Source organism: Actinoplanes octamycinicus (genome assembly GCF_014205225.1).
Lineage (GTDB): Bacteria > Actinomycetota > Actinomycetes > Mycobacteriales > Micromonosporaceae > Actinoplanes > Actinoplanes octamycinicus.
Map to the genome: position 1 here is coordinate 9,396,853 of NZ_JACHNB010000001.1, position 25,854 is coordinate 9,422,706.

Annotated in this window: 20 protein-coding genes, 1 tRNA gene and 1 pseudogene; 9 read left to right on the top strand and 13 right to left on the bottom strand. The window is 74.2% G+C overall.

Going from position 1 to position 25,854, the window contains the following annotated elements; translation table 11 throughout:
- Nucleotides 1-8: 8 nt before the first annotated feature.
- On the top strand, nucleotides 9-3,464 hold the full coding sequence (locus BJY16_RS42565) for an SCO7613 C-terminal domain-containing membrane protein (protein ID WP_185045365.1): 3,456 nt from the start codon (nucleotides 9-11) through the stop codon (nucleotides 3,462-3,464).
- A gap of 145 nt (nucleotides 3,465-3,609) precedes the next feature.
- Nucleotides 3,610-4,047 (top strand): hypothetical protein, encoded by a 438-nt coding sequence (locus BJY16_RS42570; protein ID WP_185045367.1) that lies wholly within the window; start codon nucleotides 3,610-3,612, stop codon nucleotides 4,045-4,047.
- On the opposite strand, the gene BJY16_RS42575 is transcribed toward BJY16_RS42570, so the two are convergent.
- The 4 genes from BJY16_RS42575 to BJY16_RS42590 all read right to left on the bottom strand — a co-directional run bounded on the left by BJY16_RS42575 (nucleotide 4,041) and on the right by BJY16_RS42590 (nucleotide 6,780).
- Complete coding sequence (locus BJY16_RS42575) at nucleotides 4,041-4,850, bottom strand: nucleotidyltransferase domain-containing protein (RefSeq protein ID WP_185045368.1); 810 nt, start codon at nucleotides 4,848-4,850, stop codon at nucleotides 4,041-4,043. The genes BJY16_RS42570 and BJY16_RS42575 overlap by 7 nt on opposite strands.
- Before the next feature lie 3 nt (nucleotides 4,851-4,853).
- Nucleotides 4,854-5,306 (bottom strand): Asp23/Gls24 family envelope stress response protein, encoded by a 453-nt coding sequence (locus BJY16_RS42580; protein ID WP_185045370.1) that lies wholly within the window; start codon nucleotides 5,304-5,306, stop codon nucleotides 4,854-4,856.
- 245 nt (nucleotides 5,307-5,551) lie between these two features.
- A complete protein-coding gene (locus tag BJY16_RS42585) occupies nucleotides 5,552-6,253 on the bottom strand; it encodes a hypothetical protein (RefSeq protein WP_185045372.1) in 702 nt (233 codons plus the stop codon).
- Nucleotides 6,250-6,780, bottom strand: coding sequence for an RNA polymerase sigma factor (locus tag BJY16_RS42590; RefSeq protein ID WP_185045374.1), 531 nt, complete (start codon nucleotides 6,778-6,780; stop codon nucleotides 6,250-6,252). Before BJY16_RS42590 ends, BJY16_RS42585 begins: the two co-directional genes overlap by 4 nt.
- Before the next feature lie 176 nt (nucleotides 6,781-6,956).
- On the opposite strand from BJY16_RS42590, the gene BJY16_RS42595 reads away from it, so the two are divergent.
- Entirely contained in the window at nucleotides 6,957-7,373 is a 417-nt protein-coding gene (locus tag BJY16_RS42595) for an SHOCT domain-containing protein (RefSeq protein ID WP_185045375.1), read from the top strand.
- Between the two features lie 118 nt (nucleotides 7,374-7,491).
- Entirely contained in the window at nucleotides 7,492-7,845 is a 354-nt protein-coding gene (locus BJY16_RS42600; protein WP_185045377.1) for a nucleotide pyrophosphohydrolase, read from the top strand.
- On the opposite strand, the gene selB is transcribed toward BJY16_RS42600, so the two are convergent.
- The 3 genes from selB to BJY16_RS42620 all read right to left on the bottom strand — a co-directional run bounded on the left by selB (nucleotide 7,832) and on the right by BJY16_RS42620 (nucleotide 11,539).
- The gene (gene selB / locus BJY16_RS48105) at nucleotides 7,832-10,120 is read right to left on the bottom strand and encodes a selenocysteine-specific translation elongation factor (protein WP_239176691.1); all 2,289 of its coding nucleotides are present in this window, start codon (nucleotides 10,118-10,120) and stop codon (nucleotides 7,832-7,834) included. The genes BJY16_RS42600 and selB overlap by 14 nt on opposite strands.
- Nucleotides 10,121-10,122: 2 nt before the next feature.
- Nucleotides 10,123-11,406, bottom strand: coding sequence for an L-seryl-tRNA(Sec) selenium transferase (gene selA / locus BJY16_RS42615; protein ID WP_185045379.1), 1,284 nt, complete (start codon nucleotides 11,404-11,406; stop codon nucleotides 10,123-10,125).
- Between the two features lie 37 nt (nucleotides 11,407-11,443).
- Nucleotides 11,444-11,539 (bottom strand) — tRNA-Sec (locus tag BJY16_RS42620).
- 60 nt (nucleotides 11,540-11,599) lie between these two features.
- Here BJY16_RS42620 and selD point away from each other — a divergent pair.
- The gene (gene selD / locus BJY16_RS42625) at nucleotides 11,600-12,613 is read left to right on the top strand and encodes a selenide, water dikinase SelD (protein WP_185045381.1); all 1,014 of its coding nucleotides are present in this window, start codon (nucleotides 11,600-11,602) and stop codon (nucleotides 12,611-12,613) included.
- Between the two features lie 65 nt (nucleotides 12,614-12,678).
- On the opposite strand, the gene BJY16_RS42630 is transcribed toward selD, so the two are convergent.
- The 6 genes and pseudogenes from BJY16_RS42630 to BJY16_RS42655 form a co-directional block, all read right to left on the bottom strand.
- Nucleotides 12,679-13,227: a hypothetical protein gene (locus tag BJY16_RS42630; protein ID WP_185045383.1), complete on the bottom strand. Its 549-nt coding sequence runs from the start codon at nucleotides 13,225-13,227 to the stop codon at nucleotides 12,679-12,681.
- 41 nt (nucleotides 13,228-13,268) lie between these two features.
- Nucleotides 13,269-15,446: a tetratricopeptide repeat protein gene (locus BJY16_RS42635; RefSeq protein WP_185045384.1), complete on the bottom strand. Its 2,178-nt coding sequence runs from the start codon at nucleotides 15,444-15,446 to the stop codon at nucleotides 13,269-13,271.
- Between the two features lie 255 nt (nucleotides 15,447-15,701).
- Entirely contained in the window at nucleotides 15,702-16,598 is an 897-nt protein-coding gene (gene nrfD / locus BJY16_RS42640) for an NrfD/PsrC family molybdoenzyme membrane anchor subunit (RefSeq protein ID WP_203758824.1), read from the bottom strand.
- On the bottom strand, nucleotides 16,595-17,443 hold the full coding sequence (locus tag BJY16_RS42645; RefSeq protein WP_185045385.1) for a 4Fe-4S dicluster domain-containing protein: 849 nt from the start codon (nucleotides 17,441-17,443) through the stop codon (nucleotides 16,595-16,597). Before BJY16_RS42645 ends, nrfD begins: the two co-directional genes overlap by 4 nt.
- A gap of 12 nt (nucleotides 17,444-17,455) precedes the next feature.
- Nucleotides 17,456-20,632, bottom strand: a pseudogene (fdh, locus tag BJY16_RS42650) (formate dehydrogenase); the annotation flags it as partial.
- Between the two features lie 111 nt (nucleotides 20,633-20,743).
- Complete coding sequence (locus tag BJY16_RS42655) at nucleotides 20,744-21,679, bottom strand: hypothetical protein (protein ID WP_185045387.1); 936 nt, start codon at nucleotides 21,677-21,679, stop codon at nucleotides 20,744-20,746.
- Between the two features lie 433 nt (nucleotides 21,680-22,112).
- On the opposite strand from BJY16_RS42655, the gene BJY16_RS42660 reads away from it, so the two are divergent.
- From BJY16_RS42660 to BJY16_RS42675, 4 genes are all read left to right on the top strand, one after another.
- Nucleotides 22,113-23,918 (top strand): hypothetical protein, encoded by a 1,806-nt coding sequence (locus BJY16_RS42660; RefSeq protein WP_185045388.1) that lies wholly within the window; start codon nucleotides 22,113-22,115, stop codon nucleotides 23,916-23,918.
- A 331-nt stretch (nucleotides 23,919-24,249) separates the two neighbouring features.
- Nucleotides 24,250-24,633 carry a YbaB/EbfC family nucleoid-associated protein gene (locus tag BJY16_RS42665; protein WP_185045389.1) on the top strand — a complete coding sequence of 128 codons (384 nt, stop codon included), beginning with the start codon at nucleotides 24,250-24,252 and terminating at the stop codon, nucleotides 24,631-24,633.
- A gap of 20 nt (nucleotides 24,634-24,653) precedes the next feature.
- A complete protein-coding gene (locus BJY16_RS42670; RefSeq protein ID WP_239176693.1) occupies nucleotides 24,654-24,950 on the top strand; it encodes a type VII secretion target in 297 nt (98 codons plus the stop codon).
- Nucleotides 24,951-25,222: 272 nt separating this feature from the next.
- Complete coding sequence (locus tag BJY16_RS42675) at nucleotides 25,223-25,849, top strand: WXG100-like domain-containing protein (protein WP_239176695.1); 627 nt, start codon at nucleotides 25,223-25,225, stop codon at nucleotides 25,847-25,849.
- Nucleotides 25,850-25,854 lie beyond the last annotated feature (5 nt).

Sequence of the window (25,854 nt, forward strand, 5' to 3'; positions counted from 1 at the left end):
GTTCGGCGGTGGCATCGGTGGCGGACGGGTGCCCGGCCTGCGGGCGGGGCCCGGATGCGGACGCGATCGAGGTGATCCGGCTCAACGTCGAGCTGACGGAGCTGCACGAGCGGTTGCGGGCGGCGCGGACCGAGGTGGCCACGCTGGAGGCGTGGATCGGCGACGTGGCCGGGCGGCGGAACACGGCGGCGGCCCGGGTCCGGGTCGCGGTCCGGGCCGCCGGCCGCCGAGCGGCGGCGCCGGCGGCGGTCCCGGACGCGGCGCCGGCGACGGCCCGCGACGCGGCGCCGGGAACGACGCCGGCCGGACCGCCGGTCGTCTTGGCGGGCGGCGTGGTCGAGGAGCGGCCGCTGACCGCGCTGACCGCGCAGAACGTGCTGTTCGCGCTGGGCGGGCTGCTGCTCGTGGTGGCCGCGGCGGTGTTCACCGCGGTGGCCTGGGCGCAGGTCGGCGTGGCCGGGCGGGCGGCGATCCTGGCGGCGGCGACCGGGGCGGTGCTGGCGGTGCCCCCGTTCGCGGTGCGGCGCGGGCTGACCGGGGCGGCGGAGACCCTGGCCACGGTCGGGCTGCTGATGATCCTGCTGGACGGGTATGCCGCCTGGACGGTCGACTTCCTCGGAGTGCGCGGGCTCGCCTCGACGGCGTATGCGGCGGTGGTCTGCGCGGTCGCCTCGGCGGCGGCGTTCGGCTACGTCCGGCTGCCCGGGCCGCGGATCGCCGCGGTGGTCCTGGCGCAGCCGGTGTTTCCGCTGCTCGCGGTGGCTGCCGACGCCACGGCCACCGGGTGGTCGCTGGCGCTCACCGGGACCGCCGCGAGCAACGTGGCGGTGCTGCGGCGGGTCCGGTTCGCGACGGCCGGGGCGGGGCTGGTGGCGTACGTCTGCGGTGTCGCCGCCGCGGTCTCCTCCGGGGCGGCGGCGGTCAGCGCGCTCGCGATCGCGGGCGGCGCCGGTTCGGCGACCGGCGCCGCGGCGGCCGGCGGCGCGCTGGTGCTGGTCACGGCGGTCGCGACCGGGGCCGCGGGGCTCGCCCGGCACCGGACCGCGCAGACCGTCACGGCCGGGCTGCTCACGGTCGCCATCTGCGTCGCGGTGGGCGAGTGGGCACTGCTGCTGATTCCCGGTACGCCGATCCTGCTCCTCGCCGTGATCGCCCTCGCCGCCGCGGTCGCCGCCGCCCTGCTCCGCAGCCCGGGGCGGACCGGGCCGCAACCACCGGGGGCAGCGGGCCGCCGGGCGTGGACGGCTGCCCTGGCGCGCGTCCGGCTGCCGGAGCCGGTGGCGCAGGGGCCGTGGGCGGCCGCCCTGCTGGTGGCGACCGTCCCGGCGATCGGGGTGCTGGTGGCCGCGGCCCGGGTGGCGGTGAGCAGCGTCGAGACGGCACGCCCGCTGCTCGCCGCGCCGTGGGCGGCGACGGTCGCCGGGCCGGGCGGGGATCTGCCGGTCGCGGCGGTCACGGTCGCTCTGGCGTACGCCCTCCTGCTGCCCGCCGTGCCCCGGGCGGACCTGGCCCTGGGCACCCTCGCCGTGGTGACGCTGCTGGCGCCGGCGGCGCTCCGGTTGCCGTGGTGGGGCGCGGCGGTGCTGGGGATGACGGTGGCCGTGGTGGCGCTCGCGCTGGCCGCGCAGGCGCGCGAGGTCCGGGCGCTGGACGTGCGGCTCGCGGTGGCCGCGGTGCTCGCCGGGCACGCGGTGCTGGTCGCCTTCGGGTCGGCCGGGACGGTGGCCGCGATGTTCGCGACGGTCGCGCTGGCCGGCGTGGGCGCGGCGGTGCTGGTCCGCTCCGGGCCGCGGCGGGCCGACGTGGGGGTCGGCGGGCTCACCACCGGGCTGCTGGCGACCGGGCCCGCGGTGTGGTTCGGGCTGCTGGCCGGGGACGCCTCGGCGACCGTGCGGGTCCGGGCGCTGCTGCTGCTGGCCGTGGCGTTGTGTGTGCTGGCGCGCCGGGCGTCCGGGTACGCGGCGCAGGTCACCGCGGTGGCGCTGCTGGTCACGGCGGGCGCCCCGGTCTGGGCGATGGCGGGCGGCGACGCCGTCTCCCTGTACGCGGCCGCCGGCCTGCTGCTGGTCGCCTCGCTGACGTCGGTGCCGCGGGGACGCGAGCCGAGGTCGGCGGCCGCGGCGGCGGTGCTGGTCGTCGGCCTGGTGGTGGCGACCGGCCCGGACCTGCTGGCGGTGCTGGCCGAGCCCTATCGCGCGCTGGAATCGGTCTGGTCGGGGGTGGTACCGGAGCCGCCGGCCGGCTCCTGGACGACCGTGGCGGCGGTGCTGATCAGCGCGGTCGCGGCGGCCGCGGCGACCCGGTTCCTGACCGGGGCGCGCCCGGCGCTGCCGGCCGTCGCCGCCGGGGCGGCCGCGCCGCTCCTCGCGCTCGCCGTCCCGCTCGCCGCGGCGGCCGCCGGAGCCGCCTGGCCGACCGTCCCGTTGTCCAGCCTGATCGCCGGACTGGCCGGGCTGACCGCGGTCACCCTGCGTCCCCGGCCGGCCCCGTGGCAGGGCCCGCTGTTGGTCGCCTTCGGCCTGCTCGCCCTCCCCGGCCTGGCCGGCTCGACCCCGGCGCGGGGTGCCACGCTGGCCGCGTTCGCCCTGGTGGTGGTCGTGGGCGCGGTGATCGGCGTGGCCGCCCGCGACGAACCGGCCCGGATCGCCGGCTGGACCGCCGGCACGCTGTCCGTGGTCGTGGTGGCCGGCACCGCCGCCGACCTGGCCGCCCTCGCCGCCGGTGGCACGGCACTCGCGCTGCTCGCGGCGGCGGCCGTCGCCGCGGTCCTGGAGTGGTTCCTGGCCGCCCGGCGGCCGCGCGAGGCGCCCGCCGTGGCCGCGGTCGCGCACGCCACCGCCGTGCTCGCCCTGCTCCACGCCGGGACGCCGGGACGGGCCGCGCTGATCGCCACCCTGTGGTCGGCCGTGCTCGCGGTCCGGGCGGTGCGGCCCGGCGAGCACCGGGCCGGCCGGACCCGCTACGCGATCGCCGCGGCCGGGTCCGCGCTGGTCGGCTGGTGGCTGTTCCTGTCGTCGCGGCAGATCGGGATGGTCGAGCTGTACACCGTCCCGGCCGCGCTGCTCGCCCTCGCCGGTGGCTGGCAGGTCCGCCGCAGCCGGGCCGAGCTGCCGTCCTGGACCGCCTACGGGCCGGCGCTGGCGGCCGGCTTCCTGCCCAGCCTGGCGATCATCGCGAACAGCGACCCGAGCGACCCGCAGTACGCCCGGCGGCTGCTGCTCGGCGCCGGTGGGCTGGTGGTGCTGCTGGTCGGGGTGCGGGCCCGGCTCCAGGCGCCGGTGCTGGCCGGGGGCATGGTCGTGGTGCTGATCGCCCTGCACGAGCTGGTGCAGTTCTGGGATCTGGTGCCGCGCTGGGTGCCGCTGGCGGTGAGCGGGCTGCTGCTGGTCGGCATCGCCACCACGATGGAGCAGCGCCGCCGCGACGTGCTGCGCCTGCGCGACGCGGTCCGCCGGATGACCTGACCGCCACCACCCCGCGGCGAACGCCGAGCGGCCGTTGCCGACCCGGCTGTCACGGGCGGGGCCTACCCCGTACCGGACATGGGTCTGACTGTGAGCAATCCGCCTGCCCCGTGCCCGACCCCGCACGCCCGTCGTTGAGCCGGGCATGTCTCGCACGCTTGTCCTCACCGCCGTCGCCGCCCTCGCCGTCACCCTCACCGGATGTTCCAGCGGCTCCGACTCGACGATCGCCCCGGCCGCGCAGAACTCGCCGCCGCCGGCCGCCGGGCAGTCGCAGCCCGACCTGCGGGCCAGCATGGAGGCGCAGCTCGGGTTCCCGCCGAAGCCGGACGCCGCGACCGCGCAGGCCTACCTCGCCGACCTGAAGACCATCGACCCGTCGCTGGTCTCCTCGAAGGACGCCGACACGCTGGTGAACCGCGGCCGCGACCAGTGCCGGGACCTGAAGGTCCGCCCGGAGAAGGACTGGACGGCCACGGCCAACCAGCGGTTCACCACCCCGGACGCGCCGGGCGGCCTGGGCGCAGCCGCCGCCGCGAAGATCATCAAGGTGGTCCGGACCCGTCTCTGCCCGACCTACTGACGATCGCCTCCCGGCCGTCGATCGGGCAGCCGGTGATCGGCCGGCCCGGTCCCATCGGTGAGCAGCCGCGACAGGTCGTCGAAGAGCGCTTCCGGCACCGGATCCACCAGCCGCCGCCAATACGCTGACCCGCAGATCCAGGCCGCGGCGATCGCCCGGTGCACGTCCGGCGAAGCCGTCGCCCCGCGCACCGCCGCGACCACCTCCGGCGGCAGCTCCCGCTCCGCCGCCCGCGACGGCGTCAGCCAGTGCCCGGTCCGCCCCTCCGCCAGCCGCGCCATCCACAGCAGATGACGCTGCACGTGGGCGAGCGCGTCCACCGCCCGGAGCAGCTCCCCGCGCAGCGCCACCTTGTGCGCCAGCACCAGCCAGTTCGCGAACCGGCCGGACAGCTCCGCCGGGTCGGGCAGCTCCGGCGTGGCGGGCAGCGACTCGAGCGCCGCCCGCAGCTCCCCGGTGCGGTCCACCACGATCATCCGGTCGACGTCCGCGCTGCGGGCCGGCCAGGTCGCCACCGAGCCGATGTCGCCGGCCGTCGCGAAGTGGAACTCGCCGCGGACGAGGTCCGGGAAGAACACCACGTGCGCGCCGAACTCGTTGACCACCACGTGCCGGAACGGAGCGATCATTTCCAGCCAGCCGACCGGGTCAGGCAACGGCGTCGCGAAGAACAGCCAGTACTCGACGTCGCTGTGCTCGTCCGCCTCGCCGGCCGGGAACGATCCGTAGGTCAGCGCCGCCACCAGCCGCCGGTCGCGCCGGCACAGCTCGCCGACCCGGGCGATCAGCTCGTGCTGGCGCACCGGTCAGGCCATCAGGATGTCGTCGACCTTGACCGTGCAGTTGCTGACGTGCACGCCGTACTTCTCCACCGCCGCGATCACCCGGGCGCGCACCTCGCTGGTCACCTCGGCGACCACCTCGCCGGCCCGCAGGCAGAGCACCACGGTGATGTCCACGTCGATGCCGTCCACCTTGGCCGTCACCCCGCGGGTCGCGTCGCCGACCTTGTCCAGGCCGACCTTGTCGAGCACCGAGTTGAAGAACCGGGCCACGTCCCCGCCGAGCTCGGCCACCCCGGGCACCGACCGCGCGGCCGCCGCGGCCAGCTTCTCGATCACCTCACGCTCGAAGACGGTGTCCCCGCGGTAGGCCGCCACCTCGACCACCTCGGCCCCACCGTGCTGCGGCGGCACCGGCGTGACCACCGCGGGCAGGAACAACTCCTGGGTGCGGTCCCGGCCGGACTCGTCGCTCATCGAACAATCCCCCCACTAGGCGTGCTGCGAGCCTACAAGAGATCATTTCCCGGTCCCGGGCCGCTCGCGCACCCGCCACAAAGGCCGGAAACCACCATCAAGACCTTCCGGTACGCAGGTCCGCCGGGGTGCGGACCGCATGCTCCCGCGCGGGCCGGGAGCCGGCGCTCTGGCCGCTGCGCGTCCAGAGCGATCACCGGCCCCCGTCATTGCCCGTGGACGGTTCCGGAGATCAGAACCATCCGTCAGGAGCCGAGGTACTTCAGCGGCAAGCGGCTCACCCGGCCCGCCGCGTCGTAGGCGACCAGCTCCGGCGCACCCACCCGGGTGCTCGGATACCAGCCGAAGAACCGGCCCTCGACCAGGATCGTCGGGAGCACCGTCCGGTCTCCGAGATGGACCTCGGCCCGGACGTTGTCACCGGCGGTGGTGTCGAAGGTGTGCGCCCGCGCGTCCCCGTTGATCGCCAGCCCGTCGCCGAAGGCCGCGCTCCGGCCACTCGGCGCGCAGGTCGCCCCGTTCGGATCCGACCGCTGCGGCTGCCCCGGCGTCTCGAAGGCGGTGGCGACACAGGTGATCCCGTTGTCCCCGGTGGCGACCCAGACGGTGAAGACCGTGCCGTCCGGCCCCGGAACGCCGGCCCGCCGTTCCAGTCGCTGCGGATCCACCCCGACGTCGCGCTGCCAGCTGCCGAACGCCCGGGTGAACGACTCCGGCAGCCGCCCGGCCGCCCCGGCGACGCCGATCCCGGCCGCGAAGATCCCGAGGCCGGCCAGCGACACGATCACGGCCCGGCGGCGCAGCCGGCGGCGGGCGGGCGGAGCGTCCGGCTCGGTGGCCAGCACCCGGGCGAGGCAGACGTCGCGGTCCGCCTCCGGCCACTGCCGGTCGAGCGACGCCTCGGCCGGGCGCAGGGCGGTGAGCAGCTCGTAGCGGTCGTGCTTCACGATGTTCCCTCCACGATCTCGGTGATGGGGCGGCCCTCGGGGACGTGCCGGTCGGCCAGCTTCCGCCGGGCGCGGAACAACCGGACGTGGAACGCCGCCCGCCCGCACCCGGCCACCCGGGCCGCGTCCGCCGGCTCCAGCCCGTCCCACGCCACCAGCAGCAACGCCTCCCGTTCCCGCGGGGTCAGCCGGGCCAGCGCGGCCAGCACCTCGGCCCGCTCGACCGCGGCCAGGTCGGCGGCCGGCGCCGGCTCGGCCAGGTGACGCAGCCGCTCCACCTCGGCCCGCAGGCGCGCCCGCCGGTCGTCGGAACGCCGGTGGTTGGCGATCGTCTTGCGGGCCACCACCAGCAGCCAGGGCAGCGGTTCGGCGGGCAGGTCGGCGAAGCGCCGCCAGGCGACCAGGAACGTGTCGGCGACGATGTCCTGCGCGACGTCCCGGTCGACGTGGCGCAGCGCGTACGCCAGCACCCGCGTGGCGTTGTCCCGCCAGACCCGGGTGAACGCCTGCTCTCTTTCTCGGCTCACACCGGGGAAGTGTCCGGCAGCCCCGGCCCGCTTACGGCAACCAGCACGGGTTTTCCGGTACGCCGCCGGCCGCGGGCCGGTTCCGCGCCCGGCGGCGTACCCCGGGCAACGCCCGGAGCAGAAATGGTCCGTTGCGGATGAGGTAGAGGGTGAGGGTCGAGCGGTGCACTGTGTCCATGTTCGATGACAACGGATCGTTCCTGCTGGCAACACTGGAGTTCTTCATCTTCCTGGCCTGGTTCATGTGCCTCTTCTGGATCTTCGGCGACCTGTTCCGGAGCAAGGACCTGGGCGGCTTGGGAAAGACCCTCTGGACCCTCTTCCTGATCTTCCTGCCGGTCATCGCGATGCTGGTCTACCTGATCGCCCGCGGCAACGGCATGACCGAGCGCTCGATGCAGTCCGCGGTGGACGCGCAGAAGCGCCAGGAGGCCTACATCCGCCAGGTGGCCACGCCGGCCCCGGCCCAGCACGCCGGCCCGGCCAGCGAGATCGCGGCCGCCAAGGAGCTGCTCGACGCGGGCACCATCAGCGCCGCCGAGTTCGAGCAGCTGAAGAGCAGCGCCCTGCGCAAGACCCCGGCAACCGCCTGATCCCGGCCACCCGGCGACGGTCCGCCAGCCGTCGCCGCGAGGCCGCTCGCGCTCAGAGCCGCTGACAACGACGTCGCGGCTCTGCTCGGCGGCCGGCCGGCGACTACGATCGTCGGTCGTGTCGAGCGTCGAGGAACTGACCGAGCGGGTGCGCGCCTTCGCCCGTGAGCGGGACTGGGAGCAGTTCCACACCCCGAAGAACCTGGCGATGGCCCTGGCCGGCGAGGTCGGCGAGCTGCTCGCCGAGCTGCAGTGGCTGACCCCGGAGCAGTCCGCGGCGGTGATGGCCGACCCGGAGCTCGGGCCGCGGGTCCGGGCCGAGATCGGCGACGTCACCGTCTACCTGGTGCGGCTGGCCGACGTGCTCGGGATCGACCTGGTCACCGCCGCTCTGGACAAGCTCTCCGAGGCCGGGACCCGCTACACCGTCGAGGCCGCCCGGGGCCGGGCCGACAAGATCAAGGACGCTTGACGGTACGGCGGTCGTCCGGCCCCCGCCGCGTCAGCCCGGTCCGGTCGAGCAGCTCCAGCAGCGGCACCGCGACCCGGCGGCTGGTGTTCAGCGCCTGCCGCGCCTGGCTCAGCGTGAACGGCTGCGGTCCGGCAGCCAGGATCTCGGCGGCCCGGGCCGGGGCGCCGGTGGGCAGCACCACGTTCGGCGCGAGCTGCACGATCAGCCCGAGCCGGACCGCGGCGCCCAGCTGGCGGGCGCCCAGCCCCAGCTCGGCGAGCCGGTAGGTCTCCGGCGCCACGAACGGCTGCTCCGGATCGAACGCCCGCCGCACCGCCTCCACCAGCTCACCGGGCGCCCCGGACCGCCGCGGCCCGACCCGCCCGCCACGCACGGTCAGCGGCTCCCCGGCCGTCCCGCTCCCGGAATCGACCGCCCCACTCCCGGACCCGGCCACACCGGCACCGGACCCGACCGCGGGAGTTCCCGACACGGCCACACCGTTCCCGGACCGGGCCACACCGGCACCGGACCGGACCGCAGCAGTCCCTGACGCGGCCATACCGGCACCCGGCCCGACCGCAGCAGTCTCCGACCCGGCCATACCGGCACCCGGCCCGACCGCAGCAGTCCCCGACCCGGCCACACCGGAACCGGGCCCGACCGCAGCAATCCCTGACGCGGCCACATCGGTCCCGGGCCCGGCCGCCGTCCGGGACTCTCCGGCTCGGGTGACGAGTGCCTCCACCAGGCTCCGCTCCGGCAGCCCCAGTTCTTGCCGCAGCGCCTCCACGGGCATGCCCGCTTCCAACGGATTTTTCGCCATATAGCGGTTCACGATGTCGGCGAGGCGCACACCGAGCGAAGCCCAATGCTCCGGATCCACAAACCAGTCACCCACCACCGGCATCGCCCCAGCCGACGACGGGCCCGCAGCGGGGCCGGCCGCCTCTGGGTGGGCCGCCGCGGGGTGGGCCGCCGAGGGGTGGGCCGCCGCGGGGTCTGCCGCCGCAGGGCCGGTCGCGGGGTCCGCCGCCGCAGGGCCGGTCGCAGGGTCCACCGCCGCAGGGTCCGCCGCAGTAAGGCAGGCCGCCGCAGCAGAGCCGGGCGCCGCAGCAGGACCGGCCGCAGGGTCGGCGAAGCCCATGCGGAGCAGGTCGTCGCGGTGGATCAACCGGCGTCGGCGCAGCTCACCCGCGAGATCGGCGGTGCCGTCCATCCCGGCCAGCTCGATCGCCCGGGCCGCGCCGGCACCCCGCCGCTTCAAGCTGGGCGGCGCGACGTCGAGCACGGTCACCCCACCGGCCACGTGGTGCCGCCCCGGATCCCGCAGCAGCGCCCGGTCACCGATCCGCAGCGGCAGCGCCCGGCCCAGCCGCAGCCGCGCGGTGTCGACGCCCAGCGGCCGCACCCGCACCGGCACCGCCGCCGCCCCGACGTGCAGCATCATCGTCTCCGGCAGCGACGCCACCGGGTCGCCGTGCACCCGGACGTCGACCAGCTCGGTGAGCCGGAACCGCCCCGGCGTCAGCAGCGCCGCCCCGCGCCCGACCAGGTCCTTGTCCACCCCGCGGAGGTTGACCGCGACCCGAGCGACGGCCTCCACCCGGTCGACCGGCTCGCCGAGGCTCTGCAGCCCCCGCACCCGGACACTCCGGCCGGTCCCGGCCAGGTCCAGTTCCTGCCCCGTACGCAAAGATCCCGCCCCGAGCGTCCCGGTGACCACCGTCCCCGCGCCCCGGACGGTGAACGCCCGGTCGATCCAGAGCCGCACCGCCGCGTCCGGATCCGCCGCCGGCAGCCCGGCGACCAGGCGGTCCAGCGCCGCCCGCAGCTCGTCGAGCCCGGCGCCGGTCACCCCGCTGACCGCCACCGCCGGGACCGGCCCGAGCGAGGTCCGCTCGATCTCGGCCAGCGCCGCCGCGGTGGCCGCCGCCGGATCGGCCAGGTCGATCCGGGTCACCACCAGCAGCCCGTGCCGCACGCCGAGCGCGTCCAGCGCGGCCAGGTGCTCGGCGGACTGCGGCTTCCAGCCCTCGTCGGCCGCCACCACGATCATCGCGGCCGGCACCGGTCCCACCCCGGCCAGCATGTTCGGCACGAACCGCTCGTGGCCCGGCACGTCGACGAACGCGACCGTCTCCCCCGAGTCCAGCCGCGTCCAGGCGAACCCGAGGTCGATGGTCATCCCCCGGCGCCGTTCCTCGGCCCACCGGTCCGGCTCCATCCCGGTCAGCAGCCGGACCAGCGTCGACTTCCCGTGGTCGACGTGTCCCGCGGTGGCCAGCACGTGCACGGTCAGCGCCCGGCGGCCAGGATCGCGCGGAGCAGCGGCTCGTCCGCGGACGGTGGCACGCAGCGCAGGTCGAGCAGCAGCCGGCCCTGGTCGACCCGGCCGACGACGGGCGGGTCCGCGTGGCGGAGCGGTTCGGCGTACGTCGAAGGCAGCGACAGTGACCACGACGGGAGCTGGAGTTCCGGGGCGCCCCCGCCGCCGACGACCGCGACCGACGGGATCACCTCGGCCCCGGCGAGGCCGAGGCGCCGGCACAGCCGGGTGGTGCGGTCGCGCAGCTCGTCGAGGTCGTAGCGGAGCGCCTGCCAGGTCGGCGGCACCGGGCCGGCCACGGTGGCCTGCAGCGCCGCGAGGGTGAGCTTGTCGACCCGCAGCGCCCGGGCCAGCGGATGCCGCCGCAGTCGCTCGACCAGGGCTGACGTCCCCAGCAGGAGGCCGGCCTGGGGGCCGCCGAGCAGCTTGTCGCCGCTCGCGATGACCAGGTCGGCCCCGGCGCGCAGGGTCGAGGCCGCGTCCGGCTCGCCGGGCAGCAGCGGGTCCGGCGCCAGCAGGCCGGAGCCGATGTCCGCGACGACCGGCACGCCGAGGCCGGTCAGCTGCGGGATCTCCGCGGCGCTGGTGAAGCCGCGGACCACGAAGTTCGACGGGTGCACCTTGAGGATGAAGCCGGTCGCCGGGCCGACCACCGCCGCGTAGTCGGCGGGCGACGTGCGGTTGGTGGTGCCCACCTCGCGCAGTCGTGCCCCGGTCGATTCCAGCAGGTCGGGCAGCCGGAAGCCGTCGCCGATCTCCACCATCTCGCCGCGGCTGACGATGATCTCGCGGCCGGCGGCGAGCGCGGTGGCGGCCAGCACCAGGGCGGCGGCGCCGTTGTTGACCACGTGCACCGCTTCGGCGCGCGGGACCGCGGCGGCCAGGGCGGCCAGCGCGGTCCGGCCGCGGCGGGCGCGTTTGCCGGTGTCCAGGTCGAGTTCGACGTCGGTGTGCCCGCTCGCGGCCACCATCGCATCGACCGCTGCGGATGAAAGCGCGGCCCGCCCGAGGTTGGTGTGCAGGACGACGCCGGTCGCGTTGAGCACCGGCCGCAGCCCGCCGGCGGTCGCCGGCAGCGCCGCCACGGCCGCGTCCGCGACCTCGGCCGGCGCCAGTTCGCCGGTGCGCACCTGCTGCTGCGCGACACGGACGGCGGCCTTGACCGGGTCGCGCCCGAGCCGCTCGGCGGCCGCCTGCAGCCGGGGATCGGCCAGCACCGCGTCGGTCCGCGGAACCTCCCGCCGCCGATCCACCTCGACCTCCCGTGCCGGCTCGCGCAAGCCACCGTGCTGGCGGAGGCGGACGGGAATCGAACCCGCCTGACCCGGATACCGGGTCACGTCGGTGTTGAAGACCGCGAGGAGCACCAGCCGCCTGAACGCCTCCGTGATCACCGTAACCGATCGTCCGGATTGCGCCACCTGCGACATGTGCGACAGTGCCTGGATGAGCATCCGGTTGACGCAGTACGCGCACGGTGGCGGCTGTGCCTGCAAGATCCCGCCGGGCGAGCTGGAGCAGATCGTCTCCGGACTGACCGGCCCGTCGCCGACCGGCGGCGCCGCACCGCCGGTCGCCAACGCCGAGCTGCTGGTCGGCTTGGACGGCGGGGACGACGCCGCGGTCGTGCGGATCACCGGCGGCACCGCCCTGGTCGCCACCGCCGACTTCTTCACGCCGGTCGTCGACGACGCCTACGACTGGGGCCGGATCGCCGCCGCCAACGCGCTCTCCGACGTGTACGCGATGGGCGGCACCCCGGTCGTCGCGGTGAACCTGCTCGGCTGGCCGCGCGACGTGCTGCCGATGGAGCTGGCCGCCGAGGTGCTGCGCGGCGGCCTGGAGGTGGCCCGCGCGGCCGGCTGTCACGTGGCCGGCGGGCACAGCGTCGACGATCCGGAGCCGAAGTACGGCATGGCGGTCACCGGCGTCGCCGACCCGGCCCGGCTGATGCGCAACGACGCCGGCCGCCCCGGCCTGCCGCTCACCCTGACCAAGCCGCTCGGCATCGGCGTGCTGAACTCCCGGCACAAGCGGACCGGCGAGGTGTTCCCGCAGGCCGTCGCCGCGATGACCGAGCTGAACCGGGACGCCTCGGCCGCCGCGCTGGCGGCCGGCGCGACGTGCGCCACCGACGTGACCGGTTTCGGGCTTCTCGGCCATCTGCACAAGCTGGCCCGGGCCAGCGGCGTGACCGCCCGTGTCGACGCGGCCGCGGTGCCCTACCTGGAGGATGCGCGGAAGGCGCTCGCCGACGGCTTCGTCAGCGGCGGCAGCCGGCGCAACCTGGACTGGGTCCGCCCGCACGCCGACCTCGGCACGCTCCACGAGGACGAGTTGCTGCTGCTCGCCGACGCGCAGACGTCCGGCGGCCTGCTGATCGCCGGCGAGGTCCCGGGCTATCCGATCATCGGCGAGCTGCTCCCGGCACAGGAGGGCCGCACCCTCACGATCCGCTGAGGACCACTTGTCGGTACGGGGTGAGCGCTCACCCCGTACCGAAAACCGGTCTTGATCTGTATCGGTCAGCGATAGGCCGGAACCGGCTCGTCGGGGGTGGTCCGGACGGTGTCGACGCCAGGGGTGGCGAGCACGTCGGCGATCGCCGCCTCGCTGCCGCCGATGCCGGCCCAATGCGGGTCGACGTCGTCAGCGAGGCACCAGGCGCGGTCGGCCGGCCAGACGAACGCCGGGTCGGGCAGCGCGTCATCCCACTGATCGAGGTCGGACAGCGCGCCGCGGAACAGGTAGTAGGCACGGCCCGGCACGACGACCTTGGGGGCGGCCAGCTCGGTGCCCCAGCCGTCCCAGACGCAGACATAGCAGTCGTCCGGGGTGCCGGTGTGCCGGGCCAGCGTGGCCAGCACGGTACGCACCTGATCGATCTCGGGCGGCGTCTCGACGGCGGGCACGTCCGCCTCGTGCTGACCCGGGTAGGCCGGGTCGGGGATGAACCGCAGCCGGGCGTGGGCCGCAAAACCGGCCGGGCCGAGGGTGAGCAGCCGGCCCCACGGCTGGTCGTCGTCGATCAGCCAGCCGGCGGCGGACAGGTCGGTGCAAAGGGAAAGCGCCACCCGGCCATCCTGCCCGGCCGGGTGGCGCTCCCGTCACGCGATTACTTGACGATCAGCTTCTGGAACTCGGCCCGCACGTCGGCCGCCTTCACGTCGACGTCCATGTGGCGCGGCGGCCCGAGGTCGGAGCCGAACGTCGTCTGGTAGCGCACCGTCGACGGGCAGCTGGACCCGCCGAACTGCATGGTCTTGTTGAAGACCACCCGGCCGGTCCGGATCTCGATGCCCTTCACCGCCACCTTGACCTTGTGGAAGGTCACCTTGTAGCTCGGGCCGGACCCGAAGTTGCTGCGGTAGCTGCAGGTCTGCACCGAGGCGCCCTGGGTGTCCGGGCCGATGCAGACCACCAGCGAGGCGTTGGTCGGGTCGGTGCCCGCCCAGCCCTTCGGCAGCGTGTTCGACTGGCCGGAGTTGCCGAAGAACAGCGCCCGGTTGGTGCCCTTGCCGTACGGCTTGGCGGCGCTGTACTTCGCCGGATTTCCGCAGTACGTCGGGAGGCTGCTGCCACTGCCGGTGGCCAGCCGCTCCTTGACCGTCTTCAGCTCGATCTCCAGGTTGGCCTTGGCGATCCCGGCCTCCGCCCGCGCCTTGCCGGCGTCGGTCGGGTACTTGGTGAGCAACCGCTGGTACCGGCCGCGGGCGTCGACCCACTCGCTGGCCGCCATGTAGGAGTCGGCGCAGCCGAGCAGCGCGGTCGGCTCGTGCTGGGCGACCAGGTCGGCGGTGCGGTCCAGGGTGTTGTTCGCCTTGGGCCGCTCGGCCAGCCACTCGGTGATGGCGACCGTGTCGCAGGCGTCCTTGGCCGGCAGCTGGGTCATGAACTTGTCGACGACCGCGTCGGCCATCTTCTCGTGCCCGGGCAGCGTGGCCAGCACCGTGGTGATCTGGCCGAAGCCGTTGTTCAGCTCGGTGACGTCGGCCTCGGTGACGCCGGTGCTGAGTTTCTCGCCGGCCTCGGTGAGCTGCCGGCAGGCCTTCACCGTGTCGTCGCCCTCGGCCGCGAGCGGGGCGTCCGCCATCCGCAGACCGAGCCACACCTTGTCCAGGTTCTCCACGGCGTGCTTGCAGTCGCCGCTGGCCTTGGCGTCGGTGACCGCCTGGCCGATGCCGCCGGCCTGCACCCGCAGCAGGCCGAGGAGCAGCAGCACGACCGCGGCGGCCGCGCCGCCGACGATCCGCTGGCGGAGCTTGACGGCCGGCTCGACCGGGCCCTTGGCCAGGAACCAGCCGTGCACGATCATCGCGATCCACCAGAGCACCGCGACGATCTCGATCAGCACGGTGTGCACCGACGGCACCACGAAGAACAGCAGGATGAAGCTGACCAGCAGGGTGAGCAGGCCCAGGCCGGCGCGGCGCATCATGAAGTAGCCGATGCTGAGGAACGACGCGTTGGCCAGCGCGACCGCGATCCGGTCGGCCTTCTTCGGCTCTCGCGGCGGGGCCGGGGCCACCGGCGCCGGGGCCTGCCAGCCCTGCTGCGGCTGCTGCGGCCACCCGGGCTGCGGCTGCTGCGGCTGCTGGGGCCAGCCCGGCTGGGCCTGCTGGGGCGGCTGCGGCCAGCCCTGCTGCGGCGGCCAGCCCTGCTGCGGCTGCTGGGGCGGTGGCGGCTGCTGGGGCCAGCCCGGCTGTGGCTGCGCGGGCTGCTGCGGCCAGCCCGGCTGGGCCTGCTGCGGCGGCTGCGGCCAGCCCGGCTGCTGCGGGGCGGGCTGTTGCGGGGCGGGCCAGCCCGGCTGCTGCGGAGCCGGCTGCTGCGGGGCCTGCCAGCCCGGCTGGGCCTGCTGGGGCCAGCCCTGCTCCGGGGTGGGCGGCTGCTGGGTCCAGGCCGGCGGGGGCGGGAAGGCGGTGGTCGGCGGCTCGGCGTGCGGGTCCGCGGCCGGAGTCGGCTCGATCTTCTCGCCCGCCGGCATCGGCGTGGTCGGCGGCTCGGCCTTGTCAGCCGGCTCGGCCGTGACGACCGGCTCGGGCTTGACGACCGGCTCGGACTTGACGACCGGCTCGGCCTGCTCAGCCGGCTCGGTCTTGTCAACCGGCTCGGCCCGGCCACCCGCCGGCAACGGGGTGGTCGCCGGCTCGGCCTTGTCGCCGGACGGCATCGGTGTGGTCGGCGGCTCCTGGGCGGATGCCGACTGGGGCTGCGGCTGATGCGGCACCTGAGGCGGCTGCCCGTCACCGGACGGCGGCTGCGGCGGCTGCCATCCCGACTGCGGCTGGGTCATGGTGGTCCCCCGAGCTGAAGGCGTGCGGACAATGTTCTACGGGTTAGAAGATCAACAGGCGCGAATGGTCACATTCAAGACAACATCCACATGTTGAGAATGATCAATGTCGTTCGACGCGACAACATCGATCCGCCACGCCCCTGCCTCCCCGTCGCCGACGGGCAATCCATCGACCAGAACCGCAGCGTACCGAACCGCCGCTAGGGAGTTTCCCGCCGGGTATCCCCGGAGAAATGCAGCTCAGAGCGAGCTTTACGCGATTTTCCCGGAATGGCGGTTAAGCCGCTCCCGCTGCGGGACCACGGTGTATTTCGGGTCGCGCGCCGACGCCACGCCACCCTCGAAGATCCCGAACCGGGTGGCCACCGACGCGGCGAGCAGCGACAGGCCGGACAGCGCGGAGACCACCCGGCTGCGGCGGCCGAGCACCGCCCCGGCCACCCCGGCCGCGGTGAGCGCCCGGCCGGCCCGCAGCAGCCGGCCGGGCCGGCCCTGCGCGTACGGTTCGCTCAACATGCCCTTGCTGGTCTCGACCCGGTGCGCGCCGTAGAGCTCGAGCGCCGCGCCGAGCACCGCCATCCGCCGGGCCGGCCCGGCCTGCGCCACCGGCGCGGCGAGCAGCCCCACCCCGGCGCCGCTGGCCAGCGCGCTGCCCGCGAAGATCACCGGCAGTTCCCGGTACGCCTCGTGCCAGCTCGGCGTGGCGGTGTCGGCGAGCAGCACCGCGGTGTAGGTGGCCAGGGCCGGGGCGAGGGCGGCCGCGCCGTACTGACCGGCCCGGCCGAGCGGCCGCAACCCCGGGATGCGCGGCGCCACCTCGGCGGCGGCGGAGGCGCCGGCGGCCGCGCCGAAGGCGCTGAGGATCCAGGTGCCGACCGACATCGGCGAGGTGGGCTTGGCGACCCGGAGCATGTGGTGGAAACGTTCCGGCCGGCCCAGGTCGTTGATCAGGAAGTACGTGCTGGCGCCGAGCGCGCCGAGGGCGGTCAGCCGGCCGGCGCGCCGCAGCGCCGGGCGGCCGGTGGCGTCGCCGCCCGCGGCCAGCAGCGCCGACCCGGCGGCCAGCCCGCCGGTGAACAGGTAGGCCGCGATGTCGTGCCGCCAGACGGCCGGCCGCACGATCGGCCGCCCGTAATAGGAATCGGTCACGACTTCCCTCCCAGGAACGACACCGCCACGGCGGCGACCATCGCGAGCCCGGCCCAGCCGGCGCGTTTCCACATCTCCGGCAGGTCCCGGGTGGGCACGATCGGGTCCGGCGGCAGGCCGTAGACCTCGGGCTCGTCGAGCAGCAGGAAGAACGCGCCGTCCCCGCCGACCCCGTCCGCCGGGTCGTGCCCGTAGAGGCGGGCTTTCGCGACGCCCTGCTCGTGCAGTGCCGCCACCCGGTGCCCGGCCCGCTCGCGCAGCTCGTCCAGCTCGCCGTACTGGATGGACTGGGTCGGGCAGGCCTTCGCGCAGGCCGGAGTCAGGCCGTCGCCGATCCGGTCGTAGCACATCGTGCACTTCCACGCCCGGCCGTCGTCCTTGCGCTGGTCGATCACGCCGTACGGGCAGGCCGGAATGCAGTAGCCGCAGCCGTTGCAGATGTCCTCCTGGACCACGACGGTGCCGAACTCGGTGCGGAACAGCGACCCGGTCGGGCAGACGTCCAGGCAGCCGGCGTGGGTGCAGTGCTTGCACACGTTCGACGCCATCAGCCAGCGGAAGTCGTCGCCCGCCTCGGCGGTGGCCAGCGCGTCCACCGCGGGCTGCTCGATGAACGCCACGTGCCGCCAGGAGTTCGCGGACAGGCCGCCGGTGTTGTCATAGGAGTGTCCGAGCAGGTCGAACCCGTCGTCCGGGATCGCGTTCCACTCCTTGCAGGCGACCTCGCAGGCTTTGCAGCCGATGCACACGCTGGTGTCGGTGAAGAAACCCATCCGCGGCGGCGCGTCGAGGTACCCGGCGTCCGGCGCCGGGTCGAGCGGACCGTAGAGGCTGTTCTCTCCCACTCAGCGCTCCTTCGCCCGGCGACGGTAACTTTCGACGTACGCCAGCAGGTCCGGCCCCACCGGCCGGCGCCCCGGCTGGATGTCGCAGGTGCCGACCTTGCTCTCCTGGATCAGCACGTTCGGGTCCAGGGTGATCCCGATCAGGTCGTTCGCCGAGTCGCCGGTGACCAGCCCGGAGCTGCCCCAGTGGTAGGGCATCCAGATCTGGTGGATCCGCCGGCCCTCGATCCGCAGCGGCCGGAGCCGGTCGGTGACCAGCACCTTCGCCTCGATCGCGGCGCGCGCGGTGACGATGTGCGCCCAGCCCAGGTGGGTGAGCCCGCGCTCGGCGGCCAGCGCCGGGGACACCTCGACGAACATCTCCGGCTGCAGCTCGGACAAGTACGCCAGCTGCCGGCTCATCCCGCCGGCGGTGTGGTGCTCGGTCAGCCGGCTGGTGCTGAACACGTACGGATACACGTCGGAGATCGGGTTCGCCGGGTTGTCCGGCCGGTCGTAGACCTTGCGGGTCGGGTTGGCCTGCTGACCGTAGAGCGGGTTGCGCGCCGCCGACTCGGCCGGCTCGTAGTGCGTCGGCATCGGGCCATCGACCAGGCCGGCCGGGGCGTAGAGCCAGCCCTTCCCGTCGCCCTGCATGATGAACGCGTCGTCACCGGCGATCGCCGCGACGCCGCTGGCGCCCTCCGGCGGGCGGTAGTCCGGCGCCTTGGTCTTCTCGAAGTCCGGCACGTCGTAACCGGTCCACTCGCCGGCCTCGGCGTCCCACCAGACGTACTTCTTCCGCTCCGACCAGGGCCGGCCCTGCGGGTCGGCGGACGCCCGGTTGTAGAGCGTGCGGCGGTCCGACGGCCACGCCCAGCCCCACTCGGCGGCCACCCAGTTCTGCTCCGAGCCGGGCTTGCGGCGGGCGGCCTGGTTCACCCCGTCCTTGAAGACGCCGGAGTAGATCCAGCATCCGCAAGCGGTCGACCCGTCGGCCTTGAGCGCGGTGAAGTTCGGCAGCGGCTCGCCGGTGGCCACCTGATAGCCGTTGATCTCCTTGAGCACGCTTTCGCCGTCGTCCGGGTCGTAGTCCCACTTCAGCTTGAGCAAGGCCTGGTCGCGGGGCAGCGGGGAATCCGCCAGCCTCTCCCGGATGATCCGGCCGAGGTGGTGGAAGAACCACAGCTCGGAGCGGCAGTCGCCCGGCGGGTCCAGGGCTTTCTCCCGCCACTGCAGCAGCCGCTGGGTCTGGGTGAAGGTGCCCTCCTTCTCGGCGTGCGAGGCGGCCGGCAGGAAGAACACCTCGGTCCGGCACTCCTCCGGGACGATCTCCCCGGTGGCGATCTCCGGGCTGTCCTTCCAGAACGTCGCCGACTCGATCATGAAGAGGTCGCGGACCACCAGCCAGTCCAGGTTCGCCATGCCGAGCCGCTGCGCGCGGCCGTGCGCGGAGCCGACCGCCGGGTTCTGGCCGAGCAGGAAGTACCCCTTGATCTTGCCGTCGATCATGTCGAGCACCTGCTGGTACGTACCGTGATCGCCGGTGAGCCGGGGCAGCCAGCCGAAGCCCCAGTCGTTCTCCGCGGTCGCGGCGTCACCCCAGTAGGCCTTCAACAGACTGACCGCGTACGCCTCGGCCTCGGCCCAGAAGCCCTTCTGCTCCGGGTGCCGGATCGCGTCCACCCACTGCCGGAACGTCTCGTGCTGCCGGTGGTGCGGCATCGGCAGGTAGCCGGGGAGCAGGTTGAACAGGGTCGGGATGTCGGTGGAGCCCTGGATGCTGGCGTGCCCGCGCAGCGCCATCACCCCGCCGCCGGGCCGGCCCATGTTGCCGAGCAGCAGCTGGATGATCGCGCCGGTGCGGATGTACTGCACGCCGACGCTGTGCTGGGTCCAGCCGACCGAGTAGACCAGCGCGGTGGTCCGCTCCCGGCCGGAGTTCGCCGTCCACGCCTCGCACACCTCGAGGAACTTCTCCGGCGGCACGCCGCAGACCCGCTCCACCATCTCCGGGGTGTAGCGGGCGTAGTGCCGCTTGAGGATCTGGTAGACGCAGCGCGGATCCCGCAGCGTGGGGTCACGGGGCACGTCGGCGGGCACCGGCGGGCCGTGCGACTCCTGCTCCAGGCCGGAGGCGGTCTCCCGGTCGACGTGCGACTCGCCGTGGTCCTGGACCGAGTCGTCCTCGCCCTGGCCGCGGTAGGCCCAGCTGCCCTGGTGGTACGACCGGGTCTCCGGGTCGTAGCCGGAGAACAGCCCGTCCAGGTCCTCGGTGTCCTGGAACTCCTCGCTGACGATCATGGACGCGTTGGTGTACGCCACGACGTACTCCCGGAAGTCCTTCTCGTTGCTGAGGATGTAGTTGATCACCCCACCCAGGAAGGCGATGTCGGCGCCGGCCCGCAGCGGCACGAACGAGTGCGCGAGCGCGCTGGTCCGGGTGAACCGCGGGTCGATGTGGATCACCTTGGCGCCGCGGTTCTTCGCCTCCACGACGTACTGGAAACCCACCGGGTGGGCCTCCGCCATGTTGGAGCCCTGGATGATGATGCAGTCGGCGTTAGCCAGATCCTGGAGGAATCCGGTGGCCCCGCCACGGCCGAAGCTGGTCCCCAGACCGGGGACGGTGGCGGAGTGTCAAATGCGCGCCTGGTTCTCGATCTGCAACGCGCCCATCGCGGTGAACAGCTTCTTGATCAGGTAGTTCTCTTCGTTGTCCAGGGTGGCGCCGCCGAGGCTGGAGATGCCCATCGTCCGGTTCAGCGGACGGCCCTCGTCGTCGGTGTCCTCCCAGGTGTCGGCACGCGCCTTGAGCACCCGGTCCGCGATCATGTCCATCGCGGTGTCCAGGTCGAGCTCCTCCCAGTCGGTGCCGTAGGGCCGCCGGTAGAGCACGGTCCGCTGCCGGCGGTCGCTGGTCACCAGGCTCTTGCTGGCCGAGCCTTTCGGGCACAGGCGGCCCTTCGAGATCGGGCTGTCCGGGTCGCCCTCGATCTGGGTGACCTCGCCGTCCTTCACATAGATCCGCTGGCCGCAGCCGACCGCGCAATAGGGGCAGACCGAGCGGGCCATCGAGTCGGCGGTCTCGGTGCGGGCGGTCAGCGCGCGCGAGCGGTCGCTCTGGGCCGCGGCACCGCGACCCAGCGGGTCGGTGCCGGTGAGCTGCCGGTAGACCGGCCAGCCCTCGATCCAGGTGCGGACGCCCATGGGAAGAGACCCTAACCCGGCTCGGGCGACCCCGCACGGCTTGTCGAACGTGCCAGAAAAGTGAATCGCTGGGCGGTTGTCGGTCGTCGTCACTAATATCGTCCCGTCCGGTCACGGAGGGGAGGTTTGGATGGATCCGGAGCGCGACGACGCGGAGCGGGCACGCAGCCCGGGGCCGTGGGACACGCCGCCGCCTCGCAAGGGCGAGCCGGCGCCGTCGTCGGCCGATCCGCCCGAGCCGTCTCCGCAGCCGTCGCCGCCCGCTCCGTCCGGCACCCGGGTGATCCGGTCGTCGGGCAAGCATCGGAAGAGCACCGTGCCGGGCCGCCCGCCGGACCCGCCCCCGCCGGCCGCTCCGCCGCCGTCTGCCGCTCCGCCCTTGTCGTCCGCTCCGCCCGTTCCGCCGCCGTCGTCGGCTTGGCATGCGGCGCCCGCTTCACCCGGTTCGGTGGCGCCGCCCGGCTCGTCCTCGGTGCCCGGCCGGCCCGTTTCTCCGGGGCCGGGGCCCGCTCCTGCTGAGCCCTGGCCCGCTACTGCTGATCCGCCCCGGGGCACGACGTCCCGCCTGGCCAATCCGTGGGCCGCCGGCGCTCCGCCGAGAGCGCCGAAACCCAGCACGCCGCCGCCGCGCAGCCCGGATCCGAGTGCTCCGCCGCCTCGCCGGCCCGAGCCCGTCGCCCCGGCGCCGCGCCGCCCCGAACCGTTGACCCCTCCCCCGCAGGCTCCGGCGCCGATCACGCCGCCGCCGCAGGCTCCGCGGCCGGTGACGCCGCTGGTCACTCCGCCGCCGCGCGATCCGCCGGTGTTCCGCCCGCCGCCCGCCGCCGGGCCCGCCACCTCGCCGCCGGCCGCCGGCCGGCCCATCACCCCGCCGCCTTCCGCCCGGCCACCGGCGGCGACCCAGCCCGTCACGCCGCCGCCTTTCGCCCCGCCACCGGCGGCGACCCAGCCCGTCACCCCGCCGCCTTTCGCCCCGCCGCCGGCTGCGACCCAGCCCGTCACCCCGCCGCCTTTCGCCCCGCCGCCGGCTGCGACCCAGCCCGTCACCCCGCCACCGGCTTCGCCTTCTCCGCCGCGCCGGCCGCCGTTCGCCGGCGCTCCCTTCGAGGCCCCGCCGGCTCACCGGCAGCGACCGACCAGTCCCCCGGAGCCGCCGCCAGTTTCCCGGCAGCGCCAGTCCGGTCCCCCCGAGGCGCCGCCGCTTTCGGGGCAGCCTGCTTTCACTCCCCCGCAGGCGCCGCTCACTTCGGGGCAGCGTGCTTTCACTTCCCCGCAGGCGCCGCCCATTCCCGGGCAGCGTCCGTCCATTCCGCGGCAGCGCTCGGAAACTGTTTCTCCACGGGAGCGCGCGCCCGAGCATCCGCCGGCTCCGGCGCCGCCGCCCGGGGCCTGGGAATCGCCGCCCGGCCCGCCGCCGCCCGTACCGCAGATGGTTGTTCCCGCGCCGGCGCCGGCGTTGCCCGTACCCCAGCCGGAATTTGTGCGGGAAGCGGCGCCGGACGCGCCGCGGCGAGCTTTCCTGTGGATCGGCATCGCGTTGTTGCTGGCCCTGGCCGCTGGCGGCGGCCTGGTCTATCTGCGCACCCGGCCGGCCGGATCGCCGAGCGCGATGGACGCCGCGGCGCAGGCCGCGACCGCTCTGCGCGGCCAGAAGGCGGCGTCGCTCAAGGTGAGTTTCTTCGACCAGACCGGCGTCGACGTCACCGGTGATCTGACGGTCACGGCCGGCGGGACCGCGCACGGCACATTGACCGACGCCGGTGGCGGAAAAGCGGACTATCTCGCCTCCGGCGAGGACACGGCGGTCCGCGGGGACGAGGCTTGGTGGGCGCGTCGCGACGCCGCCCGGGTCGGGGCTCTGAAAGGCCTTTGGGTACGCCCGGAAGCGCTCGCCTTCCCCATCGAAGCAGCCGCGCTGGAACCCGATTCGCTGGCCGGCATGATCGACTGGGTGCGCAACGACGGGGCGTCGGCCCCGGACGTCACCTCGGTCGCCGGGCAGCCGGTGGTCGGCCTGCGCCGGGACGGCTGGACGTTCCTGTTCACCCGCGCGGCGCCGCACCGGTTGCTGTGGTTCGGCGGGGCGACCCAGGAGCGGGCCCCGATCGCGCCGCTGCAGCCGGGAAACGCGTTCACATACCAGTCGTCGGACATGGCGCCGCCGACCCCGCCCTATGTGAGCGTGCTGGTCAATCCGCCGCCGGGCGACGCCAAGGCCACCCCGTTCCCGGGCGACACCGTGGCCGAGGACAAAACAGCGGTGAAACGGCCGAAATTCGACGTGGTGGTGAACGCGAGCACCTGCCGGACAGCGACCTGCACCTGGTCGGTGACGGTGACCAACAAGGGAAACGCGTCCGGTGAGGCGTCGGTGATCGCCTCGGTGTCGCCGGGAATGCCGCAGACCGAGGTGAGATCGCTGGGCATCGTGCAGCCGGGTGCGAGCGCGACCACCGCGACGATGAGCTTCCCGAACCCGGCGCCGACCAACCAGGACGTCTCCGCCGACTATCGCGCCGAGGTCTTCAGCAAGGAACTGCACGGCTCGAACCTGAAAGTGATGCGCCGGCTGCAGGAGGACGGCATCGTCGTCGGCCGGTCCGAGCTGTTGAGCGGGCTGGATCCGAGCCAGATGCCGACGGCGCTGCTGGCCCTGGACGGGATGCGCAAGGCCGCCCGTTTCGACCCGGACAAGGCGGTCCAGGCGATGGAGAACGCGGTGACCTACCGCGCCCTGCCGGAGGTCGGTGAACTGGTCCGGTCCGGCCGCCTGGAGAACCCGGAGATCCTCTACACGAAACTGCCGAACCTGATCTTCGAGTACGACACCGGGGCGCCCGGCACGCCGGTGCACGAGAAACTCGGGTCGCGACGACAGTTGCAGATCGCCGCCGGGATGCTGCGGCAGGATCCGGCGGCGCGGGTGGCGCTCGACGGCGTCGAGGTGCTGGACGGCAAGAAGTACCGGGCCGACGTGCTGGTCCACGCGCCGGGGAAACCGCCGTCTGCCATTCAGGCGAAATCGGTGAGCAGCGATTCGGTGGCGGCCAATGTGCGCAGCGCGCTGGCCGAGTTGCAGAAAAGCGCTCCGCCGAACAGCGCCCGGGTGGTGTGGCTCCACCTGGAGGCGCCGGCGGGCTATCCGCATGCGGCCGGCCGGGACTACTTCGACGCCGTGTTCGATGACGTCGGATCCGACCTGTGCAAGAAGGCGGACGAGGTCGTGGTGGTCAACCAGGCCGGCCTGCAGCGCTGGACCAAGCAGCAGCTTCCCGGCTGCGGCTGAGTTATCCACAGGCACGGATTTTTCCGCTCGGCGGGTTCGCTGATCGCCTAGCGTCGATTCCGGCCGGCCAGCCTGACCCCTTTCGGACCCGCTTCCGCGGTCGCCGCCGTCGTTCGGTGTGCTCGTTCGCGGTCGCCCTCTGCTTTCGGACCCGCCTCAGCGGTCGCCGTCGCCCTCGGAGCCGCCTCGGCGGTCGCCGTCGCTTCCGACCCGCTTCCGCGGTCGCCGTCGCTTCCGACCCGCTTCCGCGGTAGCCGTCGCTTCCGACCCGCTTCCGCGGTCGCCGTCGCCTTCGACGCGCGCCGCGATCGCCGTACTGAAGGAGCCTCGCATGGCCTCGAACGTGGAACCCCTGCTGGAGCCGGGCATGGCGCTCGACCGGATCGCCGTCTGGCAGCGAGACATCGACAGACTCGTCACCCGGACGCGGACGATGAGCGCCCGGCTGGCCACCCTCCGGGTGACCATGAGCGACCCTCGCCGCCTGGTCGAGGTCACCGTGGATGCCCAGGGGGTGCTGCTGGACCTGCGGTTCGGCCCGCGCCTGGCGCTGCACGACCCGGACACGCTGTCGCGGACCGTGATGGCCACGATCAGCGAGGCCCGCCGCCGAGCCTCCGACCGTGCCGTCGCCATCATCGTCGACACGGTCGGCGCCGACTCGGCCGCCATCCGCGCCATGGTGTCCGGCGCCACCGCCCCGGCCCGGCCGTGATCCCGCCGGAGCAGCTCCTGGTGGACGCCACCCAGCTGCGTCGCCACGCCGGCAGGCTGCGCGGTTTCCAGGACCGTTTCGACACTGTCCGAGCCGCCAGCTCCGCCATCACGCGGGACGACGCGGCGTTCGGCATGCTGTGCAGCTGGCTCCCGGCCGTCCTCGCCGCCCGCCACCGCCGCCAGGAGGAGCTCACCGACTACATCGCCGAGAACCTCCAGTTCCTGATCGACGACCTGGAGTCCGCGGCCACCGACTACGAGTCGACCGACCACCGCTCCGCCGCCACCATCCGCACCGCAGGCGGCCGAACATGACGTCCCCGGTCGCCGCTCGGGAGTCACCCGGCTTCGCTACCACTTTCCCTGGAGCCCCGCCGAAGCCGCCGGACTCCGCCGCCACTTCCCTGGCGGCCGCCCCGGGAGCACCCGGGTCCACCAGCACTTCGCTGGCCGCCGCTCCGGAGGCATCCGGGGCCGCCGGTACTTCGCTGGAGGCCGCTCCGGAGGCACCCGAGGCGGCCGGCACTTCGCTGGTGGCCGCTCCGGAGGCACCGGATTCCGCGGTCGGGGCCACGGCGATCGGGGACATGGCGGACCTGGTGGCCACCATCCGCGGCGGCGACTGGGTGGACGGACTCCTGACCGGGGCTGCCACCGGAGCCGGCCTGGCGTCGGTCGCGATCGACCCGTTCGGCTCGTTGCTGGCCAACGGGCTCGGCTGGGCCATGGAGTATTTCGAGCCGCTTCGTCACATGCTCGACGAGCTGACCGGCGCGCCGGAGAAGGTCACCGCCCACGCGGCGACCTGGCAGAACATCGCCACGTCCCTGGACGACGCCGCCTCCGACCTGCGGCACGCGATGACCGGCGACCTGCCGGACTGGCAGGGCACCGCAGCCGCGGCCTATGCGTCGATGATGTCCCACAACGTGGCCGCGCTGGGCATCCTGAGCGGCACCGCCTCCGCGATGGCCGCCGCCACCGAGGCCGCCGGCAACCTGGTCAGGTTCACCAGGGACGTGGTCCGCGACCTGATCACCGACCTGGTCGCCCGAGTGATCGTCTGGTCCCTCGAAGCCATGGCAGTCATCACCATCCCGGCGATCGCCGCCCAGATCGTGGTAGCGGTCGCCAAGTGGGCCGCCCGAATCGCCGGCTACACGACAGCCCTGACCACCAGCCTCACCAACCTCTCCCACCTGGTCGGCAGTTGATCCAA

Excerpts from the sequence above, each read along its gene's own strand:
- BJY16_RS42665 (WP_185045389.1), top strand. The coding sequence starts at position 24,250 with ATGGCCTCGAACGTGGAACCCCTGCTGGAGCCGGGCATGGCGCTCGAC.
- BJY16_RS42635 (WP_185045384.1), bottom strand. The coding sequence starts at position 15,446 with ATGACCCAGCCGCAGTCGGGATGGCAGCCGCCGCAGCCGCCGTCCGGT.
- BJY16_RS42580 (WP_185045370.1), bottom strand. The coding sequence starts at position 5,306 with ATGAGCGACGAGTCCGGCCGGGACCGCACCCAGGAGTTGTTCCTGCCC.
- BJY16_RS42675 (WP_239176695.1), top strand. The coding sequence starts at position 25,223 with ATGGCGGACCTGGTGGCCACCATCCGCGGCGGCGACTGGGTGGACGGA.
- BJY16_RS42595 (WP_185045375.1), top strand. The coding sequence starts at position 6,957 with ATGTTCGATGACAACGGATCGTTCCTGCTGGCAACACTGGAGTTCTTC.
- BJY16_RS42570 (WP_185045367.1), top strand. The coding sequence starts at position 3,610 with ATGTCTCGCACGCTTGTCCTCACCGCCGTCGCCGCCCTCGCCGTCACC.
- selD (WP_185045381.1), top strand. The coding sequence starts at position 11,600 with ATGAGCATCCGGTTGACGCAGTACGCGCACGGTGGCGGCTGTGCCTGC.